The 22,595-nt window shown below is 68.9% G+C and carries 16 protein-coding genes and 1 pseudogene; 9 read left to right on the plus strand and 8 right to left on the minus strand.

What is annotated here, in order from left to right:
• Positions 1–86: 86 nt before the first annotated feature.
• The 8 genes from gabT to HWD99_RS02730 all read left to right on the plus strand — a co-directional run bounded on the left by gabT (position 87) and on the right by HWD99_RS02730 (position 11,085).
• Positions 87–1,412 carry a 4-aminobutyrate--2-oxoglutarate transaminase gene (gabT, locus tag HWD99_RS02695; RefSeq protein WP_241794694.1) on the plus strand — a complete coding sequence of 442 codons (1,326 nt, stop codon included), beginning with the start codon at positions 87–89 and terminating at the stop codon, positions 1,410–1,412.
• A complete protein-coding gene (locus HWD99_RS02700) occupies positions 1,409–2,593 on the plus strand; it encodes an acyl-CoA dehydrogenase family protein (protein ID WP_241794695.1) in 1,185 nt (394 codons plus the stop codon). Before gabT ends, HWD99_RS02700 begins: the two co-directional genes overlap by 4 nt.
• A complete protein-coding gene (locus HWD99_RS02705; RefSeq protein WP_241794696.1) occupies positions 2,590–4,038 on the plus strand; it encodes an aldehyde dehydrogenase family protein in 1,449 nt (482 codons plus the stop codon). The genes HWD99_RS02700 and HWD99_RS02705 overlap by 4 nt, the downstream gene beginning before the upstream one ends.
• Before the next feature lie 78 nt (positions 4,039–4,116).
• Positions 4,117–5,634, plus strand: coding sequence for a DNA-3-methyladenine glycosylase 2 family protein (locus HWD99_RS02710; RefSeq protein WP_241794697.1), 1,518 nt, complete (start codon positions 4,117–4,119; stop codon positions 5,632–5,634).
• On the plus strand, positions 5,631–6,134 hold the full coding sequence (locus HWD99_RS02715) for a methylated-DNA--[protein]-cysteine S-methyltransferase (protein WP_241794698.1): 504 nt from the start codon (positions 5,631–5,633) through the stop codon (positions 6,132–6,134). The genes HWD99_RS02710 and HWD99_RS02715 overlap by 4 nt, the downstream gene beginning before the upstream one ends.
• Positions 6,135–6,434: 300 nt before the next feature.
• The gene (locus HWD99_RS02720) at positions 6,435–8,366 is read left to right on the plus strand and encodes an ABC transporter ATP-binding protein (protein WP_241794700.1); all 1,932 of its coding nucleotides are present in this window, start codon (positions 6,435–6,437) and stop codon (positions 8,364–8,366) included.
• Positions 8,363–10,177: an ABC transporter ATP-binding protein gene (locus HWD99_RS02725; RefSeq protein ID WP_241794701.1), complete on the plus strand. Its 1,815-nt coding sequence runs from the start codon at positions 8,363–8,365 to the stop codon at positions 10,175–10,177. The genes HWD99_RS02720 and HWD99_RS02725 overlap by 4 nt, the downstream gene beginning before the upstream one ends.
• A 107-nt stretch (positions 10,178–10,284) precedes the next feature.
• The gene (locus tag HWD99_RS02730) at positions 10,285–11,085 is read left to right on the plus strand and encodes a hypothetical protein (RefSeq protein WP_241794702.1); all 801 of its coding nucleotides are present in this window, start codon (positions 10,285–10,287) and stop codon (positions 11,083–11,085) included.
• Between the two features lie 38 nt (positions 11,086–11,123).
• Here HWD99_RS02730 and HWD99_RS02735 read toward each other — a convergent pair.
• The 7 genes and pseudogenes from HWD99_RS02735 to HWD99_RS02765 form a co-directional block, all read right to left on the minus strand.
• Positions 11,124–11,282 (minus strand): annotated as a pseudogene (locus tag HWD99_RS02735) (family 1 glycosylhydrolase); the annotation flags it as partial.
• Entirely contained in the window at positions 11,279–13,531 is a 2,253-nt protein-coding gene (gene yicI, locus HWD99_RS02740; RefSeq protein WP_241794703.1) for an alpha-xylosidase, read from the minus strand. The gene yicI and the pseudogene HWD99_RS02735, both read right to left, overlap by 4 nt.
• Positions 13,531–14,418 (minus strand): carbohydrate ABC transporter permease, encoded by an 888-nt coding sequence (locus HWD99_RS02745; protein WP_241794704.1) that lies wholly within the window; start codon positions 14,416–14,418, stop codon positions 13,531–13,533. Before HWD99_RS02745 ends, yicI begins: the two co-directional genes overlap by 1 nt.
• The gene (locus HWD99_RS02750) at positions 14,418–15,383 is read right to left on the minus strand and encodes a carbohydrate ABC transporter permease (RefSeq protein WP_241794705.1); all 966 of its coding nucleotides are present in this window, start codon (positions 15,381–15,383) and stop codon (positions 14,418–14,420) included. The genes HWD99_RS02745 and HWD99_RS02750 overlap by 1 nt, the downstream gene beginning before the upstream one ends.
• A gap of 58 nt (positions 15,384–15,441) precedes the next feature.
• Positions 15,442–16,749, minus strand: a complete 1,308-nt coding sequence (locus HWD99_RS02755) for an ABC transporter substrate-binding protein (RefSeq protein WP_241794706.1) — start codon at positions 16,747–16,749, stop codon at positions 15,442–15,444.
• A gap of 125 nt (positions 16,750–16,874) precedes the next feature.
• Positions 16,875–17,888: a LacI family DNA-binding transcriptional regulator gene (locus tag HWD99_RS02760; RefSeq protein WP_241794707.1), complete on the minus strand. Its 1,014-nt coding sequence runs from the start codon at positions 17,886–17,888 to the stop codon at positions 16,875–16,877.
• Between the two features lie 211 nt (positions 17,889–18,099).
• A complete protein-coding gene (locus HWD99_RS02765; RefSeq protein ID WP_241794708.1) occupies positions 18,100–18,558 on the minus strand; it encodes a GNAT family N-acetyltransferase in 459 nt (152 codons plus the stop codon).
• Between the two features lie 180 nt (positions 18,559–18,738).
• On the opposite strand from HWD99_RS02765, the gene HWD99_RS02770 reads away from it, so the two are divergent.
• Positions 18,739–20,958: an NADP-dependent isocitrate dehydrogenase gene (locus HWD99_RS02770; RefSeq protein WP_241794801.1), complete on the plus strand. Its 2,220-nt coding sequence runs from the start codon at positions 18,739–18,741 to the stop codon at positions 20,956–20,958.
• Between the two features lie 91 nt (positions 20,959–21,049).
• Here HWD99_RS02770 and HWD99_RS02775 read toward each other — a convergent pair whose 3' ends face one another.
• Complete coding sequence (locus tag HWD99_RS02775) at positions 21,050–22,576, minus strand: L,D-transpeptidase family protein (RefSeq protein WP_241794709.1); 1,527 nt, start codon at positions 22,574–22,576, stop codon at positions 21,050–21,052.
• Between the last annotated feature and the right edge of the window lie 19 nt (positions 22,577–22,595).

The raw sequence follows: 22,595 nt of genomic DNA on the forward strand, positions 1-22,595 counted from the left end.
GCCATTGTGCAGTACGCACAGGGCGGGCATCAAGACTGGGCGAGATGTCACCCACGATGCCCGGGGCACGCTCTAGCGTCGACCGCATGACCACCGCTCCGCATCTGATCACCGAGATCCCCGGCCCGCGATCGCGCGAGCTGCACGCTCAGCGCACCGCCGCCGTCGCCTCCGGGTTCGGGATCACCCTTCCCGTCTTCATCGCCCGCGCCGCCACCTCGACTCTCGAGGACGTCGACGGCAACACGCTCATCGATCTCGCCTCGGGCATCGCCGTCACCAGCGTGGGTGCGGCGAATCCTCGAGTGCGTGAGAACGTCGCGGCCCAGCTCGAGCTCTTCACCCACACGTGCTTCATGGTGACCGAGTACGAAGGGTTCGTGCGGGTGGCCGAATGGCTCAACGCCCACGTGCCCGGCGACTTCGAGAAGCGGACCGCGCTGTTCAGCACGGGCGCCGAGGCCGTCGAGAACGCGGTCAAGATCGCCCGGGCGCACACCGGGCGGCCGGGGGTGCTCGTGATCGACGAGGCGTACCACGGCCGTTCGCTGCTGACCATGGCGATGACCGCCAAGGAGCACCCGTACAAGACCGCATTCGGCCCGTTCCCGCACGATGTCGTGCGGGGGCCGAACGCCAACCCGCTGCGGGGCGAGGGCGCCGATGCCGCACTCGCCGAGATCGAGCGGATCATCATCGAGCACGGCGACGAGCACTTCGCCGCGCTCGTCGTCGAGCCGATCCAGGGCGAGGGCGGATTCATCGTCCCCGCCGAGGGATTCCTCGCGGGGCTCCGCCGGATCGCGGACGCGCACGGCATCGTCCTCGTCATCGACGAGATCCAGAGCGGCCTCGGCCGCACGGGACGACTGTTCGCGAGCGAGCACGAGGGGGTCGCCGGCGACATCACACTCACGGCCAAGGCGCTCGGCGGCGGGCTGCCCCTCAGCGCGGTCACGGGCCGAGCCGAGATCATGGACGCGGCGCACACGGGGGGCCTCGGCGGCACGTACGCGGGCAACCCGCTCGCCTGCGCCGCGGCGCTCGCCGTGTTCGACGTGCTCGAAGACCCCGAGCTGCTGCCGGGCGTCATGCGCATCGAACAGGCGATCCGGGCCCACCTCGAGCCGCTGCGCGCCGAGTTCCCGGTGATCGCCGAGGTGCGCGGGCGAGGCGCGATGATGGCCCTCGAGTTCGCCGACCCCGACACGCTCGCGCCGCGCGCCGATCTCGCTCAGCGCATCACCGCCGCCTGCCACGCCGCGGGCGTCCTCACGCTGACCTGCGGCACGCACGGCAACGTCATCCGCCTGCTTCCGCCGCTCGTGATCGAGCCGGCCGTGCTCGACACCGGACTCGAGATCCTCAGCCGTTCCATCCGCTCCATCGCCGCCGAGGAGGCCGCAGCATGACCGCCGTTCCCGACCTGCTCGACTTCGACGAGATGCTCAGCGACGACGAACGGGCGACGCGCGATCGCGTGCGGGCGTTCGTCGACGCGCGCATCCGTCCCCACATCGCCGACTGGTACGACCGCGCGATCTTCCCGACCGAGCTCGTACCGGAGCTGGCCGATCTCGGACTCCTCGGCATGCACCTCTCGGGATACGGGTGCGCCGGCCGCAGCGCCGTCGAATACGGGCTCTCCGCCATGGAGCTCGAAGCGGGCGACTCGGGTCTGCGCACCTTCGTGTCGGTGCAGGGATCGCTCGCGATGAGCGCGATCCACAAGCACGGCAGCGAGGAGCAGAAGCAGGAGTGGCTGCCTCGCATGGCCCGCGGCGAGGTCATCGGATGCTTCGGGCTCACCGAGCCCAACTCCGGGTCCGATCCCTCGAGCATGACCACCTTCGCTCGTCGCGACGGCGACGGCTGGGTCATCAACGGCGCGAAGCGCTGGATCGGTCTCGCCTCGATCGCCCAGGTCGCGATCATCTGGGCGCAGACGGATGACGGCGTGCGCGGCTTCATCGTGCCCACGGACTCCGACGGCTTCGTCGCGACGCCGATCGCCCCCAAGCTCTCGATGCGCGCGTCGATCCAGTGCGACATCACGCTCACCGACGTGCGTCTGCCTGCCACCGCGCAGCTTCCGGAGGCGCGCGGTCTCCGGGCCCCGTTCTCGTGCCTGAACGAGGCGCGCTACGGCATCGGCTGGGGAGTGATCGGCGCTGCGCGCGACAGCTACGCCACGGCCCTGTCGTACTCCCGCACGCGCATCCAGTTCAACCAGCCGATCGCTGCGTTCCAGCTCACGCAGCAGAAGCTCGTCGACATGGCGGTCGAGATCGAGAAGGCCCAGCTGCTCGCTCTGCGCCTCGGCAGACTGAAGGATGCGGGAAAGCTCGCGCCGCATCAGATCTCCGTCGCCAAGCTCAGCAACACCAGGGCGGCCATCGGCATCGCCCGCGAGGCGAGGACCGTCCTCGGCGGCAACGGAGTGTCCGGCGACTACTCGCCGCTGCGTCACGCCGCCAACCTCGAATCCGTCCGCACGTACGAGGGCACCGACGAAGTGCACACGCTCGTGCTCGGAGCCCACATCACCGGGTTCTCCGCCTTCCGCAGCACTGTCACCGAGGGAGCATCATGACCGCCATCGCCCTGCGCCACTTCATCGACGGAAGCTGGGTCGAGGGCGGGGGAGAAGCCCTCGTCGACGTCAATCCGAGTCGTCCGAGCGACGTCGTCGCCGAGGGCCCGGGAGCGTCGGATGCCGATGTCGACCGCGCCTACGCGGCGGCCCGCGCGGCCGTCGACGGCTGGCGTCGGACACCGGCTCGCGCTCGCGCCGGCATCCTCCTCCGTGCAGCCGACATCATCGAGGCGCATCGTGAGGAGTGGGGAGGAGAGCTGGCGAGGGAAGAGGGCAAGACGCTCGTCGAGGCGATCGCCGAGACCGGCCATGCCGCGAACATCCTCCGCTTCCACGCGCAGGAGGTCGAACGCCAGAGCGGCGGTGTCTTCGAGTCGCCCACCCCGGGCGAACGCATCCTCGTGATCCGCCGGCCGGTGGGGGTCGTCGGGGCGATCACTCCCTTCAACTTCCCGATCTCGATTCCCGCATGGAAGCTCGCTCCGGCGCTGGTGTGGGGCAACACCGTGGTCTGGAAGCCCGCGACATCCGTCCCCGTGCTGGCGATGCGATTCGCCGAGGCGCTGGAGCAGGCCGGACTGCCTCGCGGGGTGCTGAACCTCGTGAACGGCACGGCCGCCGTCGGGGAGGCGATCGTCTCGCATCCGGACGTCGACGCGGTGACCTTCACCGGGTCCACGAAGGTCGGCAGGGTCATCGCCGCGCAGCTGGCGGCCCGCGGCATCCCGTTCCAGGGCGAGCTGGGCGGCAAGAACGCGTCGCTCGTGCTCGCCGATGCCGACCTCGACGTCGCCGTCGAGCAGGTGGCGGTCGGCGCGTTCCGCGCCGCGGGGCAGAAGTGCACGGCGACATCTCGGGTGATCGTGCACGACGCGATAGCCGACGAGTTCCTGCGTCGGCTCGCCGCGCGTACCGAGCGGATGATCGTGGGTGATGCCCAGGATCCGGCGGTCGAGGTCGGGCCCGTCGTCGACTCCGCCGCGCGAGATCGGGTGGCCGCCGCCATCGCGCGCGCTCGGACGTCGGCGACAGCGGTGGTCGCTCCGGAACCGTATGGGCCCGGCGATCTCGACGACGGGTACTTCATCGCGCCGTCGGTGTTCGAGCTGAACGAGGACGAGCCGGGCGAGCTGTGGACGGACGAGCTGTTCGGCCCCGTGATCGGCGTGCGCAGGGTCTCGAGCACCGAAGACGGGATCGCGCTCGTCAACGACAGCGAATACGGCCTCTCGACCGCCGTCTTCACGACAGGTCTCGCGGACGCGCTCCGTGCGATCGAGGAGATCAGGGCGGGTGTCGTGCACATCAACTCGGCGTCGGCCGGCGCAGACCTGCACGTGCCGTTCGGCGGCAGCGGTGCGAGCGCGCTCGGTCCGAAAGAGCAGGGAGCGGCTGCCCGAGAGTTCTTCACCGAGACGGCCACGGTCTATCTGAAGGGCTGATCGGGGCACCGCTGCGGCATCCACTGCGATGTCCGATTTCCGCCAGTCCGGGTCGGTGGGGCGTGACAGAGTGGAGGCATGAGCTTCCCCGTGACCGACTTCGACGAACGGTATCGCGCGATCAGCGCGCGCGACACGCGTTTCGACGGACAGTTCGTGACGGCCGTGCGCTCCACCGGCATCTACTGCCGCCCGAGCTGTCCCGCGCGCACGCCCAAGCCTCAGAACGTCACGTTCTATCCCACGAGCGCGGCGGCGCATGAGGCGGGGTACCGCGCGTGCAAGCGCTGCCTGCCCGAGGCGGCACCCGGGTCGCCCGCCTGGGATTTGCGCAGCGACGTCGCCGCGCGGGCGATGCGCCTGATCGCGTCGGGCGTCGTCGAGCGCGAGGGCGTCTCCGGCCTCGCCCTGCGCCTGGGCTACTCGACCCGGCACCTCACGCGACTGCTCTCGACCGAGCTCGGTGCCGGCCCCCTGGCGCTCGCGCGGGCGCATCGAGCCCACACGGCGCGGATGCTGCTCGTCGGCACCGACATGCCGATCTCCGACATCGCCTTCTCCGCCGGTTTCGCGAGCATCCGGCAGTGCAACGACACGATCCGCGAGGTCTTCGGCCTCACCCCGGGTGAGCTGAGAGCGCGGCGCCGGACGCCGGCATCCGCTGTCCCCGGCGCGATCGATCTGGTCCTGCCCTACCGCGGCCCGCTCGACGCGGACGGAGTGTTCCAGTGGATGGCCGCACGGGCCGTGTCGGGGGTCGAAGAGGCGACGGCCACGTCGTTCTCCCGCCATCTCCGCATGGCGGGAGGCCCGGCCTGGTTCGAGGTGAGTCAGGATGCCGCCGCCCGTCTGCACCTGCGCGCTCGCGTGGCCCAGCTCGGCGATCTCGCCCCGCTCGTCTCGACCGCGCGGCGCATCTTCGATCTCGACGCGGACCCTCTCGCGGTCGACCAGGCGCTGAGCGCGCACCCCGAGCTCGCTCCTCTCGTCGCCCGCACCCCCGGCATCCGCGTACCGGGGGCTGCGGATCCGCACGAGATGCTGATCCGCGCGATGATCGGGCAGCAGATCACGGTCGTCGCCGCGCGGACGGCGCTCACGGCTCTCACCGAGGCGCTGGGGGAGCGGACCGAGCACGGTCTGCTCTTCCCCACGATGTCGGCGATCGCCGAGCACGGCGCCGAGGTGCTCCGGGGCCCCGGAGCCCGCATCCGCGCGATCGTCGGAGTCGCCTCCGCGCTCGCCGACGGCACGCTCGCGCTCACCGTGGGCGACGACGGGGTCGCGCAGCGGGCGGCACTGCTCGCGATGCCGGGCATCGGTCCGTGGACGGCCGACTACGTGCGCATGCGCGTGCTCGGCGATCCCGACATCCTGCTCCCCGGTGACGTCGCCCTGCGGGCGGGCGCCGCGGCCTCCGGGCTTCCCGGCGAACCCGCACCGCTGACCGCCTGGGCCGAGCGCGCCGCACCGTGGCGCAGCTATCTCAGCGCCCACCTCTGGCGTGCGGCGCCGATACGACCGACACGAGCATCGACGACACCCAGCAAGGCCCCGATCGCCGCCGCGACGGCAGGTTCGAAGGAGACATCATGACCGCCCTGATCCAGACCGTCGACACCCCCGACGGTCCCTTCACGATCCTCGCCGACGACCGCCAGCGGGTGCTCGCGTCCGGATGGACCGCCGATCGCGCGGCGATCATCGGTCGTCTCGCGGCCGCCACGCGGCCGGTCGAGGTCAGGGCGGGCGAGACCGATGCCGCAGCATCGGTGCGTGCGTTCTACGCGGGCGACCTGTCGGCGATCGACGCGGTCGCCGTGGCGCAGGTCGGCACGCCGCTGCAGATGGCCGGATGGGCTGCTCTGCGCACGATCGAGCCGGGAGAGCCGCTGACCTACACCTCGTTCGCGGCACGGCTCGGCAACCCCCGAGCGGTGCGCGCGGCGGCGTCGATCTGCGCGCGGAACGCCCCGGCGCTCTTCGTGCCCTGCCATCGCGTGCTGCGCACCGACGGCACGCTCGGCGGCTTCGCCTGGGGGCTCGACGTCAAGCAGCGCCTGCTGGCGCGCGAGGCGGGCGCGGCTGAGGTGTGACCTCGGCGTTCTCACGCCGAGAATCAGCGGATCGGGAATCTCTCTTGTGTTCAGCCGGTTCACAGGAATAGGCTGGTGGGCTGTCGCACCGACCGGACGACGCCGCCGAGCCCTGAGGAGGACACCATGACATCGATCGCCTCTGCGCAGATCAACGCTCTCGGCTCGACCCTGGCGCGACCGCTCCGCTAGAGCCCCTTCCCACACGCACGACTGCACCGGATGCCGGACTCCGAGAGTCCGTTCACGCGTCCGTCCCCGTCAGCAACCGCTTACCCATACGAAACTCGTCTGAGAGACATGTCTTCCTCGCCTTCATCGCAGAACGCCTCCCCGTCCTCCTCTCTTTCCACTCCGGCCGCACTGTGGCGCCTCAAACCCTTCGTGAAGCCGGTCATCTGGCGACTCGCCGGCGGTGCCGCCAGCGCGCTCGTCGCGGCGATCATCGCCCTGATGATCCCGATCGTCCTTGAGCAGATCATCCGCGGACCGGTGCAGACCGGTGCGATCGACGCCATCGCCTGGGGTGCGCTCGCCGTCTTCGGTCTCGCCCTCGGCGAGGCGCTGATGGTGTGGCTGCGCCGTCAGTTCGTGCTCAACCCCGCGACCCAGGTCGAGTACACGATGCGCACCGAGCTCTACTCGCGCCTGCAGACGCTGCCCGTGTCGTTCCATGACCGCTGGCAGTCGGGTCAGCTGCTGAGCCGCATGATGCAGGACATCGGTCTCATCCGCCGTTGGCTGGCGTTCGGTCTCGTGCTGCTGGTCGTCAACATCCTGACCATCGTCATCGGAGCGGTGCTGCTGTTCCGCTGGCACTGGCTGCTCGGCACGATCTTCATCGTCACCGCGATCCCGCTGTGGATCCGCGGATACCTGTTCGAGAAGCGCTACGGCGCGCTCACACGGCGCAGCCAGGATCAGGCGGGCGATCTCGCCACCAGCGTCGAGGAGAGCGTGCACGGCATCCGCGTGCTGAAGGCCTTCGGCCGTGGCAAGCACGCGCTCAGCCGGTTCAGCCGTCAGGCCGAGACGCTGCGCGAGACCGAGATGAGCAAGGCCGGAGCGATCGCATCGATCTGGTTCTGGCTCGATCTGATGCCCCAGATCGCCTTCGGTCTCAGCCTGATGTCGGGCATCTGGCTGATCTCGCAGGGGGCGATCGAGCTGCCAGAGCTCTTCGCGTTCTTCGCGATGGCCACGGTGCTCCGCTGGCCCATCGAGTCGATCGGGTTCCTGTTCTCGTTCATGCTCGATGCGCGCACCGCGACGGACCGCGTGTTCGACATCTTCTCCGAGACGAACACGATCACCGACCCCGAGAACCCGGTGCACATCGCGGAGCCGCGCGGCGAGCTCGCGTTCGAGGGAGCGCACTTCCGCTACCAGGACGCGGGAGCGCACGAGCGCGACCTGCTCGACGGGGTCGACCTCGTGCTGCGCCCGGGCGAGACGATGGCGCTCGTCGGTCTCACCGGCAGTGGCAAGACCACGCTCACCACGCTGCCGACGCGTCTGTACGACGTGACCGGCGGTCGCGTGACGCTCGACGGCGTCGACGTGCGCGACCTGCCGCTCGCCGAGCTGCGCCAGCACATCGCGATGGCGTTCGAGGACGCGACGCTGTTCTCGGCGACCGTGCGTGAGAACGTGCTGCTCGGTCGTGCCGATCTCGACGTGCACAGCGACGAGGCCGAGCGCGTCCTGCGCGAGGCGCTCGACGTGGCGCAGGCCGCGTTCGTCGACGCGCTGCCCGAGGGCACCGAGACGATCATCGGCGAGGAGGGGCTGAGCCTCTCCGGCGGTCAGCGTCAGCGTCTGGCCCTCGCGCGCGCCGTCGCCGCGAACCCGAAGGTGCTCGTGCTCGACGACCCGCTCTCGGCTCTCGACGTCGACACCGAGGCGCTCGTCGAAGAGGCGCTGCGCCATGTGCTGGCCGACACGACAGCCATGATCGTCGCCCACCGGCCGTCGACCGTGGCGCTCGCCGACCGTGTGGCCCTGCTCGAGGCCGGGCGGGTCACCGCCGTCGGCACCCACAGCGAGCTTCTGAAGACGAGTCGCCACTACCGCCACGTCATCTCGAGCCTCGAGGCGGAAGAGGCCGCGCGCACCGGCGCGATCCCGATCATCCGCGACGAGGAGGACGAGATCGACTCCGTGGTCCGTGAAGGAATCCGCGAGGCCGCAGCCGACGAAGACATCATCACCGAGAAGGAGGTGCAGCGATGAGCTCCGCGATCACCGGAACCCAGGATGAAGACCGCTCCCGCTACACCAAGGAGGAGAGCCGGGCGATCCGTCGCCGTTCGCTGCACCTGCTGGGGTCGCTGGTGCGCCCGCTGAAGCGCCAGATCATTCTCGCCGGAGTGGTGCTCGTCATCTCGACCGCGCTGCAGGTGGCGGGGCCGATACTGATCAGCATCGGCCTCGACCGCGCCCTGCCGGCGGTGCTCGAGCGCGCGGACTGGATGCCGACCTTCATGATCGGCGGCATCTACCTCCTCGCCGGCGCCGTCGCCGCGATCATGATCGCCTGGTACGTGATCGTCGCGGCCAAGCTCACCCAGGCCGTGCTGCTGGATCTGCGCAAGCGGATCTTCCTGCACACTCAGCGCCTGAGCCTCGAGTTCCACGAGTCGTACACGTCCGGGCGCATCATCTCGCGACAGACGAGCGATCTCGACTCGATCAAGGAGCTCCTCGACGGCGGACTGAACGAGCTCGTCTCCGGCGTACTCTTCGGACTGTTCACGTTCATCGCCCTGTGCGTCTGGGACTGGCAGTCCGGGCTCATCCTGGCGATCGGCGGCATCCCGCTGTTCTTCCTGATGCGCTGGTTCTACTCGCGTTCGCAGCTCGTCTACCGCGAGTCCCGCGTAATCAGCGCGAAGGTCATCGTGCAGTTCGTCGAGACCATGACCGGCATCCGCGCCGTGAAGGCCTTCCGCAAGGAGCCGCGCAACGACGCCGCCTTCCAGAAGATCGCGGGGGAGTACCGCGACGTCAACCGCCGCTCGATGTTGCTGTTCGGCACGTTCGAGCCCGGGCTGATGGGCGTCGCCGCCCTGGTGCTCGGCATCGTCGTCCTGTGGGGTGGCATCCGTGTCTCGGAGGGCGCGCTGACGGTCGGCGTGCTGCTGTCGGCGGTGCTGTACGTGCGGAACTTCTTCGCCCCGATGCAGGAGATCGCGATGTTCCTCAACTCCTATCAGTCCGCCACGGCGGCGCTGGAGAAGGTGTCGGGCGTGCTCGAAGAGGTGCCGACGGTTCCGGACCCCGAGAAGCCGGTGGATCTGTGGGAGTCGCGCGGTCACATCGAGTTCGATGAGGTGACATTCGGGTACAACGGGGAGAAGACGATCCTGCCGAACTTCTCGCTCGACATCCCCGCGGGGCAGACCATCGCGCTCGTCGGCACGACCGGTGCGGGCAAGTCGACCCTGGCGAAGCTGATCTCGCGCTTCTACGACCCGTCGATCGGAAAGGTGACGCTCGACGGCGTCGACCTGCGCGACCTGCATCCGAAGGATCTCCGCCGCGCCATCGTCATGGTCACGCAGGAGGCGTACCTGTTCAGCGGCACGGTCGCCGACAACATCGCCCTCGGCAAGCCCGACGCCTCGCTCGATGAGATCAGGGCCGCGGCTCGCGCGGTCGGCGCCGACGAGTTCATCTCGTCGCTCCCCGACGGCTACGGCACCGATGTCAACAAGCGCGGCGGTCGCGTGTCGGCAGGACAGCGTCAGCTGATCTCGTTCGCGCGGGCGTTCCTCGCCGACCCCGCGGTGCTGATCCTCGACGAGGCGACGGCCTCGCTGGACATCCCGTCGGAGCGACTGATCCAGGACGCTCTGCAGACCCTGCTGAAGGACCGCACGGCGATCATCATCGCGCACCGTCTGTCGACGGTCGCGATCGCGGATCGCGTGCTGGTCATGGAGCACGGCGCGATCATCGAGGACGACACCCCCGAGACGCTCATCAACGGCACCGGGAAGTTCGCCCAGCTGCACGCCGCCTGGCAGGAGACCCTGGTCTGATCGAGCGAGACTCCTGAGCGCCGAGGCCACGACCGATCATCGGTCGTGGCCTCGGCCGTCCGCCGGAGGGCGGAGCGCGGAGCCGCCTGCCTGGGTAGCATCGGAGTATGGATCCGTTGTCGCTCGCCGTCGAGTTGTGGTGGATCGCGCCCGTCGCCGCCGGAGGAGTCGCCGCCGGCGCGGTCGGACTGCGCCGCCGCAGCACGAGGAGCGGTCGCCGACTCGAGTACGACGCGGCTCGGCACGATCTCAAGGCCGCGCGGGATGCGGCTGCCGAACGGCGTCTGGCGGTCAAGCTCGCCAGAGCGGATGTCTCCCGTATCTCCGCCGAACGCAGTGCGCGGCGTGCGACACCCGAGCAGGTCGCCGGAGCGAAGCGCATGCTGCGGGCCAAGGAGAACGACGCCAGGGCAGCCTCCGCCGATGTCCGGGCGAAGCAGGTGCGTCTGAACGCCGCACGTGCGGCGATCCCCGCGGCATCCGCTCCGCGTCCGCTGGAACGGCTGCAGGCTCAGCACGATGCGATCACGGCGCAGTGGATGCGGTACGAGACGGATCCGGCGCTGCAGATCGCGTATCCGGCCATGACCGATGTGAAGCAGCCCGCGACGGCCGCGTATGCGCGTGCCGCAGGCCGTGCGGTCGACGCGCGCCGCGCCGCGACGAGCATGGTCGACGCCGCCACCTATGCCGAGTACCGCGACGCGGTCGGCGACCTCGAGCGCGCTCTCGAGGCCGCCGAACACGCAGCCCGCGTCCAGGCGGGCGAGTCGCCGTCGGCATCGAACTGGCAGGGCGCCGCTCACGACCTCATCACGCGGTCGACCGAGGCGATCGACCGTGCCGCCGGTGCCGCCGCCTCGGCATTCGCCGCGTGGAACGACCGGAAGCGGCCCGACCGGCGCTAGCGCCCCGCGCCCCGACCCATCCGCCGATCGTGCGCGTGCGGACTCCTGCTGAAGGTGTCCCGGATCGACGGCGTCCGACCGTCCTCCGCCGCGGCCCCCTCGATCTGATACGACGCCGTGGCAGAGCCGAACGCGGATCCCTCGGGCAGGGCGAGTCCGGAGCCGCGGTAGTCGGCGGCGGGGGAGAGGCGGGTCATCCGGTCACCTCTGACAGGTCGGCCGAGTACGTCCGCTCCTCGCCGCCCGGAGCGGTCACCGTCACGGTGGCGGTGCCCGTCCCGCCCGGGAAGACCCGCAGCTGCAGACCGTCGTGATAGTCGTAGTCGGGCCGATCGCTCCGCGCTCCCCAGGGCAGCACGGTGCCGGCCCGCACGTACAGCGGCAGCGAGTCGTACCCGTGCGTCTCGCGACGCCATCCGCCGCTCGTCGTCACGGTCTCGCCGGTGAGCAGCGAGGTCCAGACCCCCTCCGGCAGGTAGAACTCGACCGACCCGTCGGGGGAGAACACCGGTGCGACGAGCAGGCGGGAGCCGAGCATGTACTGGCGATCCAGATAGCCGACAGCGGGGTCGTCCGGGAACTCCAGCTGCATCGGGCGCATCAGCGGATGCCCCGTGTGCACGGCGTCCAGACCCTGCTGATACAGATACGGCATGAGCTGCATCTTGAGCTGCGTGAATCGGCGGGTGACGTCGACGGCCTCCTCGTCGAACAGCCACGGCACCCGGTACGAGCTCGATCCGTGGAAGCGCGAGTGGGATCCGAGCAGCCCGAAGGCCGTCCAGCGCTTGAAGACCCCTGCGTCCGGGGTGCCCTCGAAGCCGCCGATGTCGTGGCTCCAGAACGCGAATCCACTGAGGGCGAGGGAGAGCCCGCCGCGCAGCGTCTCGGCCATGGAGGCGTAGGTCGAGGTCGAGTCCCCGCCCCAGTGCACCGGCATGCTCTGACCGCCCGCCGTGGCCGAGCGGGCGAAGAGCACGGCGTCGTCGGCTCCGCGCGCCTCGGTGAGCACGTCGTGCACGGCGCGGTTGTAGAGGTCGGTGTACAGGTTGTGCATCCGCTCCGGATCCGAGCCGTCGGCCCACACCACCTCGGTGGGGATGCGCTCGCCGAAGTCGGTCTTGAAGCAGTCGACGCCCTGGGCGATCAGACGGCGCAGGTGGCCCTGATACCAGGCGGTGGCCTCGGGGTTCGTGAAGTCGACGAGACCCATGCCCGCCTGCCAGAGATCCCACTGCCACACGGAGCCGTCGGGCCGGGTGACGAGGAAGCCGCGGTCGGCCGCCTCGCGGAACAGGGGAGAGCGCTGCGCGATGTAGGGGTTGATCCACACGCACACGCGCAGATCCTTCTCGTGCAGCCGCGACAGCATCCCCTCGGGATCGGGGAACACCCGCGGATCCCACTCGAAGTCGCACCAGTTGAACTCGCGCATCCAGAAGCAGTCGAAGTGGAAGACGGACACGGGAAGCTCGCGCGCGGCCATCTCGTCGATGAACGCGCTGACGGTCTGCTCGTCGTAGTCGGTCGTGAAGCTCGTCGAGAGCCAGAGACCGTACGACCACGCGGGCACTACCGGCGGCCGACCGGTGAGCGCGGTGTAGCGCGAGAGCACCTCCTTGGGGGTGGGGCCCGCGATCACGAAGTACTCGAGCACCTCGCCGGAGACCGAGAACTGCACGCGCTCGACGGTCTCCGAGCCGATCTCGTACGAGACGTGACCGGGGTCGTTGACCAACACGCCGTATCCGCGGTTCGACAGATGGAAGGGGATGCTCTTGTAGGCCTGCTCGCTCGACGTGCCGCCGTCGGCGTTCCAGATGTCGACGGACTGGCCGTTCTTCACGAGAGGGCCGAAGCGCTCGCCGAGGCCGTAGATCAGCTCGCCGACGCCGAGCTCGAGCTGCTCGTGCACGAAGGCCGACGCGCTCGGAGCCGAGCCGCCCGCGTGCGAGCCGCCCTGGCGGGCGTTGTCGACGATGCCGGAGTCCACCTGCGCGCCGGGTGCGAGCCGCAGGTAGCCCTGGGCCTTGTGGCCGCTGCCGGTCACCCGGTGTCCGTCGACCTCGAACGAGAGATCCCAGGGCGAGCCGGGCGCGATGCGGGCGACGAGCGCACCCGCGTCGAGCGTGCCGCCGACGTCGGAGACGGACGCGGTGGCACCGCCGGTCGAGGCGCCGGGAAGACCGAAGCCTCCGTGCCATCGCGCGCCCTCGTGATGCGCGATGCGCACCCGGATGACGCCTTCGGCCGGCGACGAGAGCGTCGTCGTCAGCACCGGCCGGTTGAGGGTGTCGCCGCGCTTGGCGATGGCCATGGTCGGCGCGGTGATGACGATGCCTGCGCCGTCGGGGGTGTCGTCGGTCTCGTCGATGTCGTAGGCCTCCTGCGCGTACAGCGCGGTGACGCCCGGACGCAGTTGCCAGAACCCGTCGGTGAACTTCATTACTTGACTGCTCCTGCCGTGATGCCGCGCGTGAGTGTGCGCTGGAAGATGAGGAAGAAGATGAGCGTGGGGATGATGCCGAGGAGCGCGGAGGCGCTCGTCGTGGTGACGTCCATCAGGCGATCGCCCTGCAGCACGCTGATCGCGACGGGGACGGTCTGGTTGGCGTTCGAGGCGAGGAACGTCAGCGGGATGAGGAACTCGTTCCACGTCCAGATGAAGAAGAAGATGAGCAGCACCGACAGGGTCGGGCGGCTGATCGGGAAGACGACCCGCCAGAGGATCTGCCAGCGGCTCGCACCGTCGAGCGAGGCGGCCTCGAGCACCTCCTTGGGGAACGTGCCGTACACCGAGGACAGCAGGTAGGTGCCGAACGCCGCCTGGATGACGGTGAAGACGATGATGACCGACCAGACGTTGTCGTACAGTCCGACGGACTTGAACATGTAGTACAGCGGATAGAGCAGCGCCTCCTGCGGCAGCAGGTTCGCGAGCAGGAACAGCAGCACGATCCAGCTGCGTCCGCGCACGCGTCCGATGCCGATCGCGAACGCGTTGAGCATCGAGATGACGACCGCGAGCACCGAGACGATGCCGGCGATGAAGATCGAGTTCCAGACCTTCTCAGGGAAGTTGACCCGCTCCCAGAACTTGATGATGCCGCCGAAGTCCAGCGTCTCGGGGAAGGCGAGCGGACCCGAGGTCGCGTAGTCGACCGGCGACTTGAACGAGTTCACGAGCACGAGATAGAACGGCGCGATCACGAGCAGTGCGCCTATCACGACGAGCGCGAGCATCAGCCAGTCGACGGGACGCTTCTTGGTCATGCCGCCACGGGGACGGGCCTTCGACGGCTTGCCGGTGACGATGGCGGTGGTGGCGTGCATCACAGACCCGCCCTTTCCTTGCGCTCGAGCGAGTTCTGGACGCGGATGAAGATGATCGACACGATGACCACGACGATCGTGAGCACGGTCGCGATCGTCGCTCCGTAGCCGACGTTCCGCTTGGTGAAGAACTCCTGGTACGCGTAGTAGGCCGGCACCAGGGTCGAGCCGGCAGGACCACCGCGCGTGATGATGTAGACCGGACCGAAGACCTTCAGGGCGGCGATCGTGCAGGTCAGGGTGACGACGAAGATCTCGGGGCGGATGATGCTCATGGTGATCGCCGAGAAGCGCTGGAACCAGTTGGCTCCGTCGAGCTCTGCGGCTTCGTAGAGCTCGGGATCCACCCGCTGGAGCGCCGCCATGAAGACGACCACCGGGTAGCCGAGCTGCACCCAGACCATGACGACCATCAGGACGATCAGCGCCGAGGGCATCTGGCCGAGCCAGTCGTAGGCCGGCACTCCGAACCAGCCGAGGATCTGGTTCAGGGCCCCGTCGCCGCCCGGCCGCACGATCCAGCCGATCACGATGCCGGCGACGGCGATGGGGAGGATCTGGGGGAGGTAGTAGGTCGCGCGGAGGAAGCTTCCGACCTTGCCGCCGAACTTGCGGCCGACGACGTCGAAGAGCAGCGCGGCGACCATGAGGCCGACGATGGTGGGGACGACGACCATGGCGATGATCATCCACACGGAGTTGGTGAACGAGGTCCAGAAGTCGCCGTCGGTGAGGATCTTCTGCCAGTTCTCCAGACCGATGAACTCCGGCGTGCGCACGCCCTTCCACTTCGTGAAGGTCAGGTACACGTTCCAGATCAGCGGGACGATGACGACGACGAGCAGGAGCACGAAGCCGGGGAGCAGATACATCCAGTAGGCGCCGGTCCCTCCGCTGCGCTGCGGGATCGACGGCTCTTCGGGCGGCAGCTTCGTGCGGCCCTCACGGCGAGTGGCGAGTGACATGTTCATCTCCAGGGGGATGCGGGGGCGACGCCGACCGGTCGCCGCCCCCGCGAGTGGATCAACGGAATTCCGCGGTGCCCTCGTCGTACTGCTCGCCGAGGTTCTCATTGGTGGTCTCGGCGTCCTGCGACCCCGTGATGAGACCCTGCAGCTCCTGCACGATCACGTCGTAGAAGCCGGGCGCGGGCCAGTCCGGGTAGAACGACAGGCCATCGGCCTCGAGCACGCCGTTGAACGTCTCGATGAGCGCGGCGCTCTTCTCGTCGGTGATGTCCGCCGTGTCGGCGGCGACCGGCAGCCCGCCGTTGTTGCCGATGATCGCCTGGATCTCGGGACGCATCGTGATGTCGATGAACTCGTACGCCAGCTCCTTGTTCGCGGCGTTCTCGGGCACGACCCACAGGTTGCCCGACGATCCGAGCGACAGGTCGGCACCAGGGAAGGCGGTCAGGGTCCAGTCGAAGTCGGTGGCCTCGGCGACGAAGCGGCCGAACCACCAGGATCCCGACACGAAGATCGGGGAGCTGCCGTTGATGAACGAGACGCCGGCGTCCTCGGCCTTGACCGACGACACGTCGGAGGCGATGTAGCCCTTGTCGACGTACTCCTGGAGGGTCTCGGTGGCTGCGGTGACCTCGGGGCCCTGCCAGTCGACCGGCTCCTTGTAGAGCTGGTAGTCGTCGACGAAGCCGCGGTCGCCCGCGTTCAGGGCGAGCTGGTACCAGAGCTGACCCAGAGGGTACTCGGCACCGGCCTCGGCCAGTGGGGTGACGCCCTGGGCCACGAACGCGTCGAGCACGTCGACGAACTCGTCGTACGTGGTCGGGATCTCGAGGCCGGCGGCGGCGAAGGCGTCCTGGTTGTAGTAGACGCCGACGAACTCGCCGTAGTTCGGGATGCCGAACCAGGTGTCGCCGCCCATCACACCGTCGTCCGAGTACTTGGCGGTGGTCTGCAGCGACGGCGCGAGCTTCTCGTCCCAGCCGTACTCCTCGACCGCGTCGGAGATGTCCGAGATGAGTCCCGTCGAGGCGAGGAACCCCGCCGTGGCGTTGCCCTTGTTGAACTCCATCAGGTCGGGAGCGGCGTCCGTGTCGAGCACCTGGCTCGCCGTCTTCTGGATCTGCTCGAAGGACTTCTCCTCGAACTCGACCTTCGCGCCGGTCTCCTCTTCGAAGACGGCGATCGCCTCGGCCCAGGCCTTGCCCATCGCGCTGTCTGCGCCCTCGTAGTGCCAGAGCTTGAGCGTCTGCCCGTCGCCGCCGTCATCGGAGGATCCGGCGGTACAGCCGCTCAGGGCGATTCCCGTCGCGGTCAGCGCGGCCAGAGCCGCCAGCGTCTTCGTCCTGCGGGTGTTGCGTGCCATCGTCGGCACTCCTTTCTGATTGGCCCTGAGGCCGGACACATCGGTGGGTCGTTCGTCTTCAGTTGTCGCGCGGTGTCATCGAAGCGTTTCGACGATGGTGATGCGCGTGTGCGTCTCCGCCTCGGTCATTCCCTCGCGGGGATGACCGATCCGGCGGAGTGGTACTCGGGGGCGATGAGGTGGATGCGCGGCGCTGTCCCGGGGTGATCGAGGTGCTGCTCGGCCAGCTCGACGGCCAGGTCGCACGACTGCTGAGGGATCAGCGGGATCGTGTCCACGGGGACGGCGAGCGCGGTGGTGTCGAACGAGGCGGCGGCCGAGATGACGGACACGTCCCGTCCGACCCGCAGCCCGCGAGCATCGAGAACTCGCAGGAGCACCTCGTGGACGTCTCCCACCGCGTGCACGATGAACGCGCGGTCACCCCGGTCGAGTGCCGCCTCGGTCGCAGCGCGGACCGCGGCGGGGTCGGTCGTCGAGGCGCCGGTCGTCGACCATTCGAGCGCGATGCCCCGGGCCGCCGTGCGCTCCTGCACGCCGCGCAGCAGCCGTCGCGGGAAGTTCGACTTGCGGTACGAGACCTCGGTCTGCCCGAGGAGGGTGACGCTCGAGTGACCGGCATCCGCGATCCGGTCGACGGCGATGCGTCCGGCCGACTCGAAGTCGAGGTCGACGCAGGTGAGGCCCGCCGGGTCGTCGGGGATGCCGATGAACACCGTGGGCGTGCGCACGCTGCGCGCGATGGCGGCTCGGTCATCGTCGGGCGCCACGTCGAGCACGAGGATCGCGTCGACCAGTCGGCTCGCCGCGACCCGGTTCATGCCGTCGGAGGCCTGCTCGTCCGTGAGGAGCAGGATGTCGTAGCCGCGGCGACGCGCGGCCACGGAGGTGGCGAGGACGAACGCCATGTGCGTGGGGGCGTGCGTGTCGGCGCGCAGCGGTTCGGTCAGGGCGAAGATGTGGGTGCGGCGCCCGGCGAGCATGCGGGCACCCGCATCGGGCTCGTAGCCGAGATCCTGAACCGCGCCCTCGATGCGAAGGCGCGTCTTCTCGGAGACGGGACGCTTGCCGCTCAGGGCGTAGGAGACGGTGCTGATCGATACGCCGGCGGCCTTCGCCACCTCGTGGATCGTCGCCATGCTGACTCCATCGTCGCTTGTGTCGGGAACTTGTCGAAGCGTTTCGCTCTCGCGTCAGAAGCGATGATAGGCACGGATCGAGGTGGCGCGCAAGCTTTTTGTGGCGGATGGCAACAAAAAGCGTCGATCGCCGTGGGAGCGTTCCCGCGGATCGACCGGATAAGGCGACGGAGCCTCGATGGGGGAGGGGATTCGAGACCCCGCCGCCGGCCTAGGACGTGACGCGGATCTCGGCGATGACCTCGGAGTACTCGGTCTCGCCGACCGGCGTGAACCCGACGCGGAGGAAGAAGGCCTCCGGTCCGTCCTCGCCCGCCTCGTAGATGACGTTGACGTGGTCGACGCCGCGCGCGCGTGCCTCTTCGACGAGCTGCTCGACGGCGAAGCGGCCGAGGCCCTTGCCCTGGTCGTCGGCGTCGACGTTGATGCGCCAGAGCACAGAGCGGAAGTGCTCCTCGGGAGCCTCGGGGTCGAAGTTCGCGCTCACGAATCCGACGACCTGATCGCCGTCGAGCACGACGCGCTGCCAGGAGGTCAGCGGGTTGATGACGGTGGCCGCGATGCCGTAGGACACCGGAGCGAGGAACTGCTCCTGTCCGGGCTTGAGCGACAGGTTGTTCACGGCGACGATCGTCGCAGCGGAGAGTTCGACCATGCGCAGTTCGGACATAGTCACAGGCTAGCCCCTCCGGTGGCTCCCTGCCGCGAAACCTCGACTTTCGTCAGGGGTGCCGGTGCACGGAATGCCGGAAGTCGATGCCGGTGCGACCTCCGGGCGGACATGCGCCGGGAGAGCCTCAGGTATCTTGGTATCGAGACAAATATGCCCTCGCGAACGGAGAACCTCCTGGTGACCGACGACGCCATCATCTACACCTACACGGACGAGGCTCCGGCTCTCGCCACGGCTTCCTTCCTGCCGATCATCAAGGCCTACACGGGTCAGGCGGGTATCGAGGTCGAGACCCGCGACATCTCGCTCGGAGGACGCATCCTCGCCGCGTTCCCGCAGAAGCTCACGCCGGAGCAGCAGGTCGGCGACTCGCTCGCCGAGCTCGGCGGACTCGCGACGCTTCCCGAGGCGAACATCATCAAGCTGCCGAACATCTCGGCCTCGATCCCGCAGCTCAAGGGCGCGATCGCCGAGCTGCAGTCGCAGGGCTACGACATCCCCGACTTCCCGGACGAGCCCTCCTCTCTCGAGGAGAAGGACGTCCGTGCGCGCTATGACCGCATCAAGGGATCCGCGGTCAACCCGGTGCTCCGTGAGGGCAACAGCGACCGTCGCGCGCCCCTGGCCGTGAAGAACTACGCCAAGAAGCACCCGCACCGCAACAAGCCCTTCGCCGAAGGCTCGAAGACGCGCGTCGCCACTCTCGGCCACGACGACTTCAAGCACAACGAGCGCTCCTGGGTCGCGGCACACGACGACGTGCTGAGCTTCCGCCACACCGCCGCCGACGGCACCGTGACGGTTCTGAAAGAGGGACTGAAGGTCCTGCCGCGCGAGATCATCGACGCGACGTTCCTCTCGGCCGCGCACCTCGACGCCTTCCTCGCGGAGACGCTGGAGGCGGCCAAGAACGACGACGTCCTCTACTCCGTGCACCTCAAGGCGACGATGATGAAGGTCAGCGACCCGATCATCTTCGGACACGTCGTGCGTGCGTTCTTCCACGACGTCTTCGCGCAGTACGGCGACAAGCTCGCCGCCGCGGGTCTCAACGCCAACGACGGTCTCGGCTCGATCCTCGCGGGGCTCGGCGACATCGCCGGCGGCGACGAGATCGCTGCCGCATTCGACAAGGCCATCGCCGAGGGGCCGCGCCTGTCGTACGTGAACTCCGACAAGGGCACCACGAACCTGCACGTGCCGAGCGACGTGATCGTCGACGCCTCGATGCCCGCGCTCGTGCGCAACGGCGGCAAGCTGTGGGGTAAGGACGGCGGCGAGGCCGACACCCTCGCGGTCATCCCGGACTCGTCGTACGCGAGCGTCTACCAGGCCGTGATCGACGATGTGATCGCGAACGGCCCGCTCGACCCCGCCACGATCGGCACCGTGCCGAACGTCGGCCTGATGGCGCAGGCGGCCGAGGAGTACGGCAGCCACGACAAGACCTTCGAGATCGCCACCGCGGGCACCGTCCAGGTGCTCGACAGTGAGGGCACCGTGCTCATCGAGCACCAGGTCGGCGCCGGTGACATCTGGCGGGCGACGCAGACCAAGCACATCCCCGTCATGGATTGGGTGAAGCTGGCCGTCACCCGCGCCCGTGCGACCGGCGACCCTGCCGTGTTCTGGCTCGACGCGAACCGCTCGCACGACGCGCAGATCATCGCGAAGGTGCACCAGGGTCTCGCGACCCTCGACACCAAGGGGCTGACGATCACGATCCTCGCTCCCGAAGAGGCGACGCGATACACGCTCGCGCGCATGCGTCACGGCCTCGACACCATCTCGGTGACCGGCAACGTACTGCGTGACTACCTGACCGACCTGTTCCCGATCCTCGAGGTCGGCACGAGCGCCAAGATGCTCTCGATCGTGCCGCTGCTGGCCGGTGGAGGACTGTTCGAGACCGGTGCCGGCGGCTCCGCTCCGAAGCACGTGCAGCAGCTCGTCGAGGAGAACTACCTGCGCTGGGACTCGCTCGGCGAGTTCTTCGCGCTGGCCGCGTCGCTCGAGCACTTCGCGGACCGCACCGGCAACGAGAAGGCGCGCGTCCTCGCGGAGACGCTGGATGCCGCGACCGGCACCTTCCTCGAAGAGGATCGCTCGCCCGGACGCGCCCTCGGCACGATCGACAACCGCGGAAGCCACTTCTACCTGGGCCTGTACTGGGCGCAGGAGCTGGCCGCGCAGACGAAGGATGCGGAGCTCGCCGCAGCCTTCGCACCGATCGCCGCCACGCTCGCCGAGAACGAGGAGAAGATCGTCTCCGAGCTCAACGCGGTGCAGGGCAAGGCCGTCGAGATCGGCGGCTACTACCGCCCCGACGACGCGCTCGTGGCAGCCGTCATGCGTCCGTCCGCGACGCTGAACGGCATCGTCGACGCCCTGGCCTGACCGATACGACAAGAGGCCGGATGCGAGAGCATCCGGCCTCTTGTCGTATCCCGGGACTCGATGACCGCGTGACGGTCCTGCCCGAGTGCGGTCAGTTGTGGACCGAGACTTCCATTCCGAGCGGGGACCAGTCGTAGACGAACTTGGCGACGTCGATCGGCATGTTGATGCAGCCGTGGCTGCGCGGGTTGCCGAAGTCGTTGTGCCAGTAGGTGCCGTGGAAGCCCTCGTCGCCGTTGAAGTAGGTGACCCAGGGGACGTTGGGCGTCTCGGTGATCGAGCCGTCGGGCTCGCGGCTCTTCATGTTCTGCGAGCGCAGGTGGGCGTACACGGTGAAGTTGCCGACATCGGTGGGCGTCGCGGCCTTGCCGGACGAGATCGCCCAGGAGCGCACGACGTTGCCGTTCTCGATCAGTGTCGCCGTCTGCGAGCCGAGGTCGACGTCGATGCGCCGCTCGAGGTTCACGGATTCGAAGGGCGTCTCCGAGACCTGGATCGGGAAGACTCCGTTTCCGCTCTCGAGGTTCGCGGCGGCCTCGGCGGCCAGGTTCGAGGTGTCTCCGACGGCGCGTCCGGTGACGCCCTCCGTCTCGACGCGCAGGATCTCGCCCGACGAGTTCACGATGTTCGTCGCGTTCACGGGGGCTCGATCCACGACGCCCGCGAGGCCGTCGACCGTCGCCTGGATCGCCGCGGCGTCCGCCGAGATGCGCAGCTCACCGTCGTCGTCGACGACCGTCACCCAGGTCGACACGGTGGCAGGGTCGATCGGGACCGTGCGCTCCTCGCCGATGTAGAACCCGACAGAGCCGAGCATCTCGTTCATCGACGCCGCGAGCGCGGTCGCGGCATCGTCGCTGACGGCGGGCGCCGCTTCGGAGGGGCCGCCGGGGAACTCGAGGCTCGTGCCCCCGTCGGCGACGGCGTCGGCGATCGCCGCGGTGAGGGCATCGACGTCGACGGCGGTACCCGGTGCGGACGGGGTGATCGTGAAGGCTCCGGCGGCGCCGTCGAAGACGACGCCGGCGTCGACCGGCTCCTCGAAGCTCGAAGGTACGGCATCGCGCAGCACGGCGTCGGCCGTGGCCGCATCGAGGGTGATGTCGCCGGGCACCGGGTCGCCCGACCAGGATCCGATGTTCCAGAGGGGGCGCTCCGCGAAGGCCTGGTCGGCGAGGGCGGCGGCATCGATCGTCGCGCCCAGCTCTGCACCGGTCAGCACGACGTCGTCGCCGGCTCCGGTCAGCGTGATCTCGGTGGTCTCGACGTGCTCGGTGATGACGTCGGCGGCGGCGCCCGGGGTGAGCCAGCCGACGGGGATGCCGGCGACGGTCGTTCCCGGCGCGATGAGGATCATCGATGCGGCGCCCGCGCCCAGGGCGACAGCGCCGACTCCCAGGCCGATCCACAGCCCGAGACGCTTCTTCTTCGGCGCAGGCTCAATGGGAGCCCAGGCCAGCGGTGCGTCGCCGTCCTTCGGAGGCTGGGAGTCGGTGGGCGTGTCAGCGCCCTCGCTCGATGGCGTGGCGGAGTCGAGACCTTCGCCGGAGGCTGGCGCCTCATTCAGCTTCTCGGTCTTCGCATCCTGTGCTGAGATCAGATCGGTCACGAACTTCACCCCCCGGTTCTCACGTGGC

It is taken from the genome of Microbacterium sp. C5A9 (assembly GCF_022627955.1).
Taxonomy (GTDB): Bacteria; Actinomycetota; Actinomycetes; order Actinomycetales; family Microbacteriaceae; genus Microbacterium.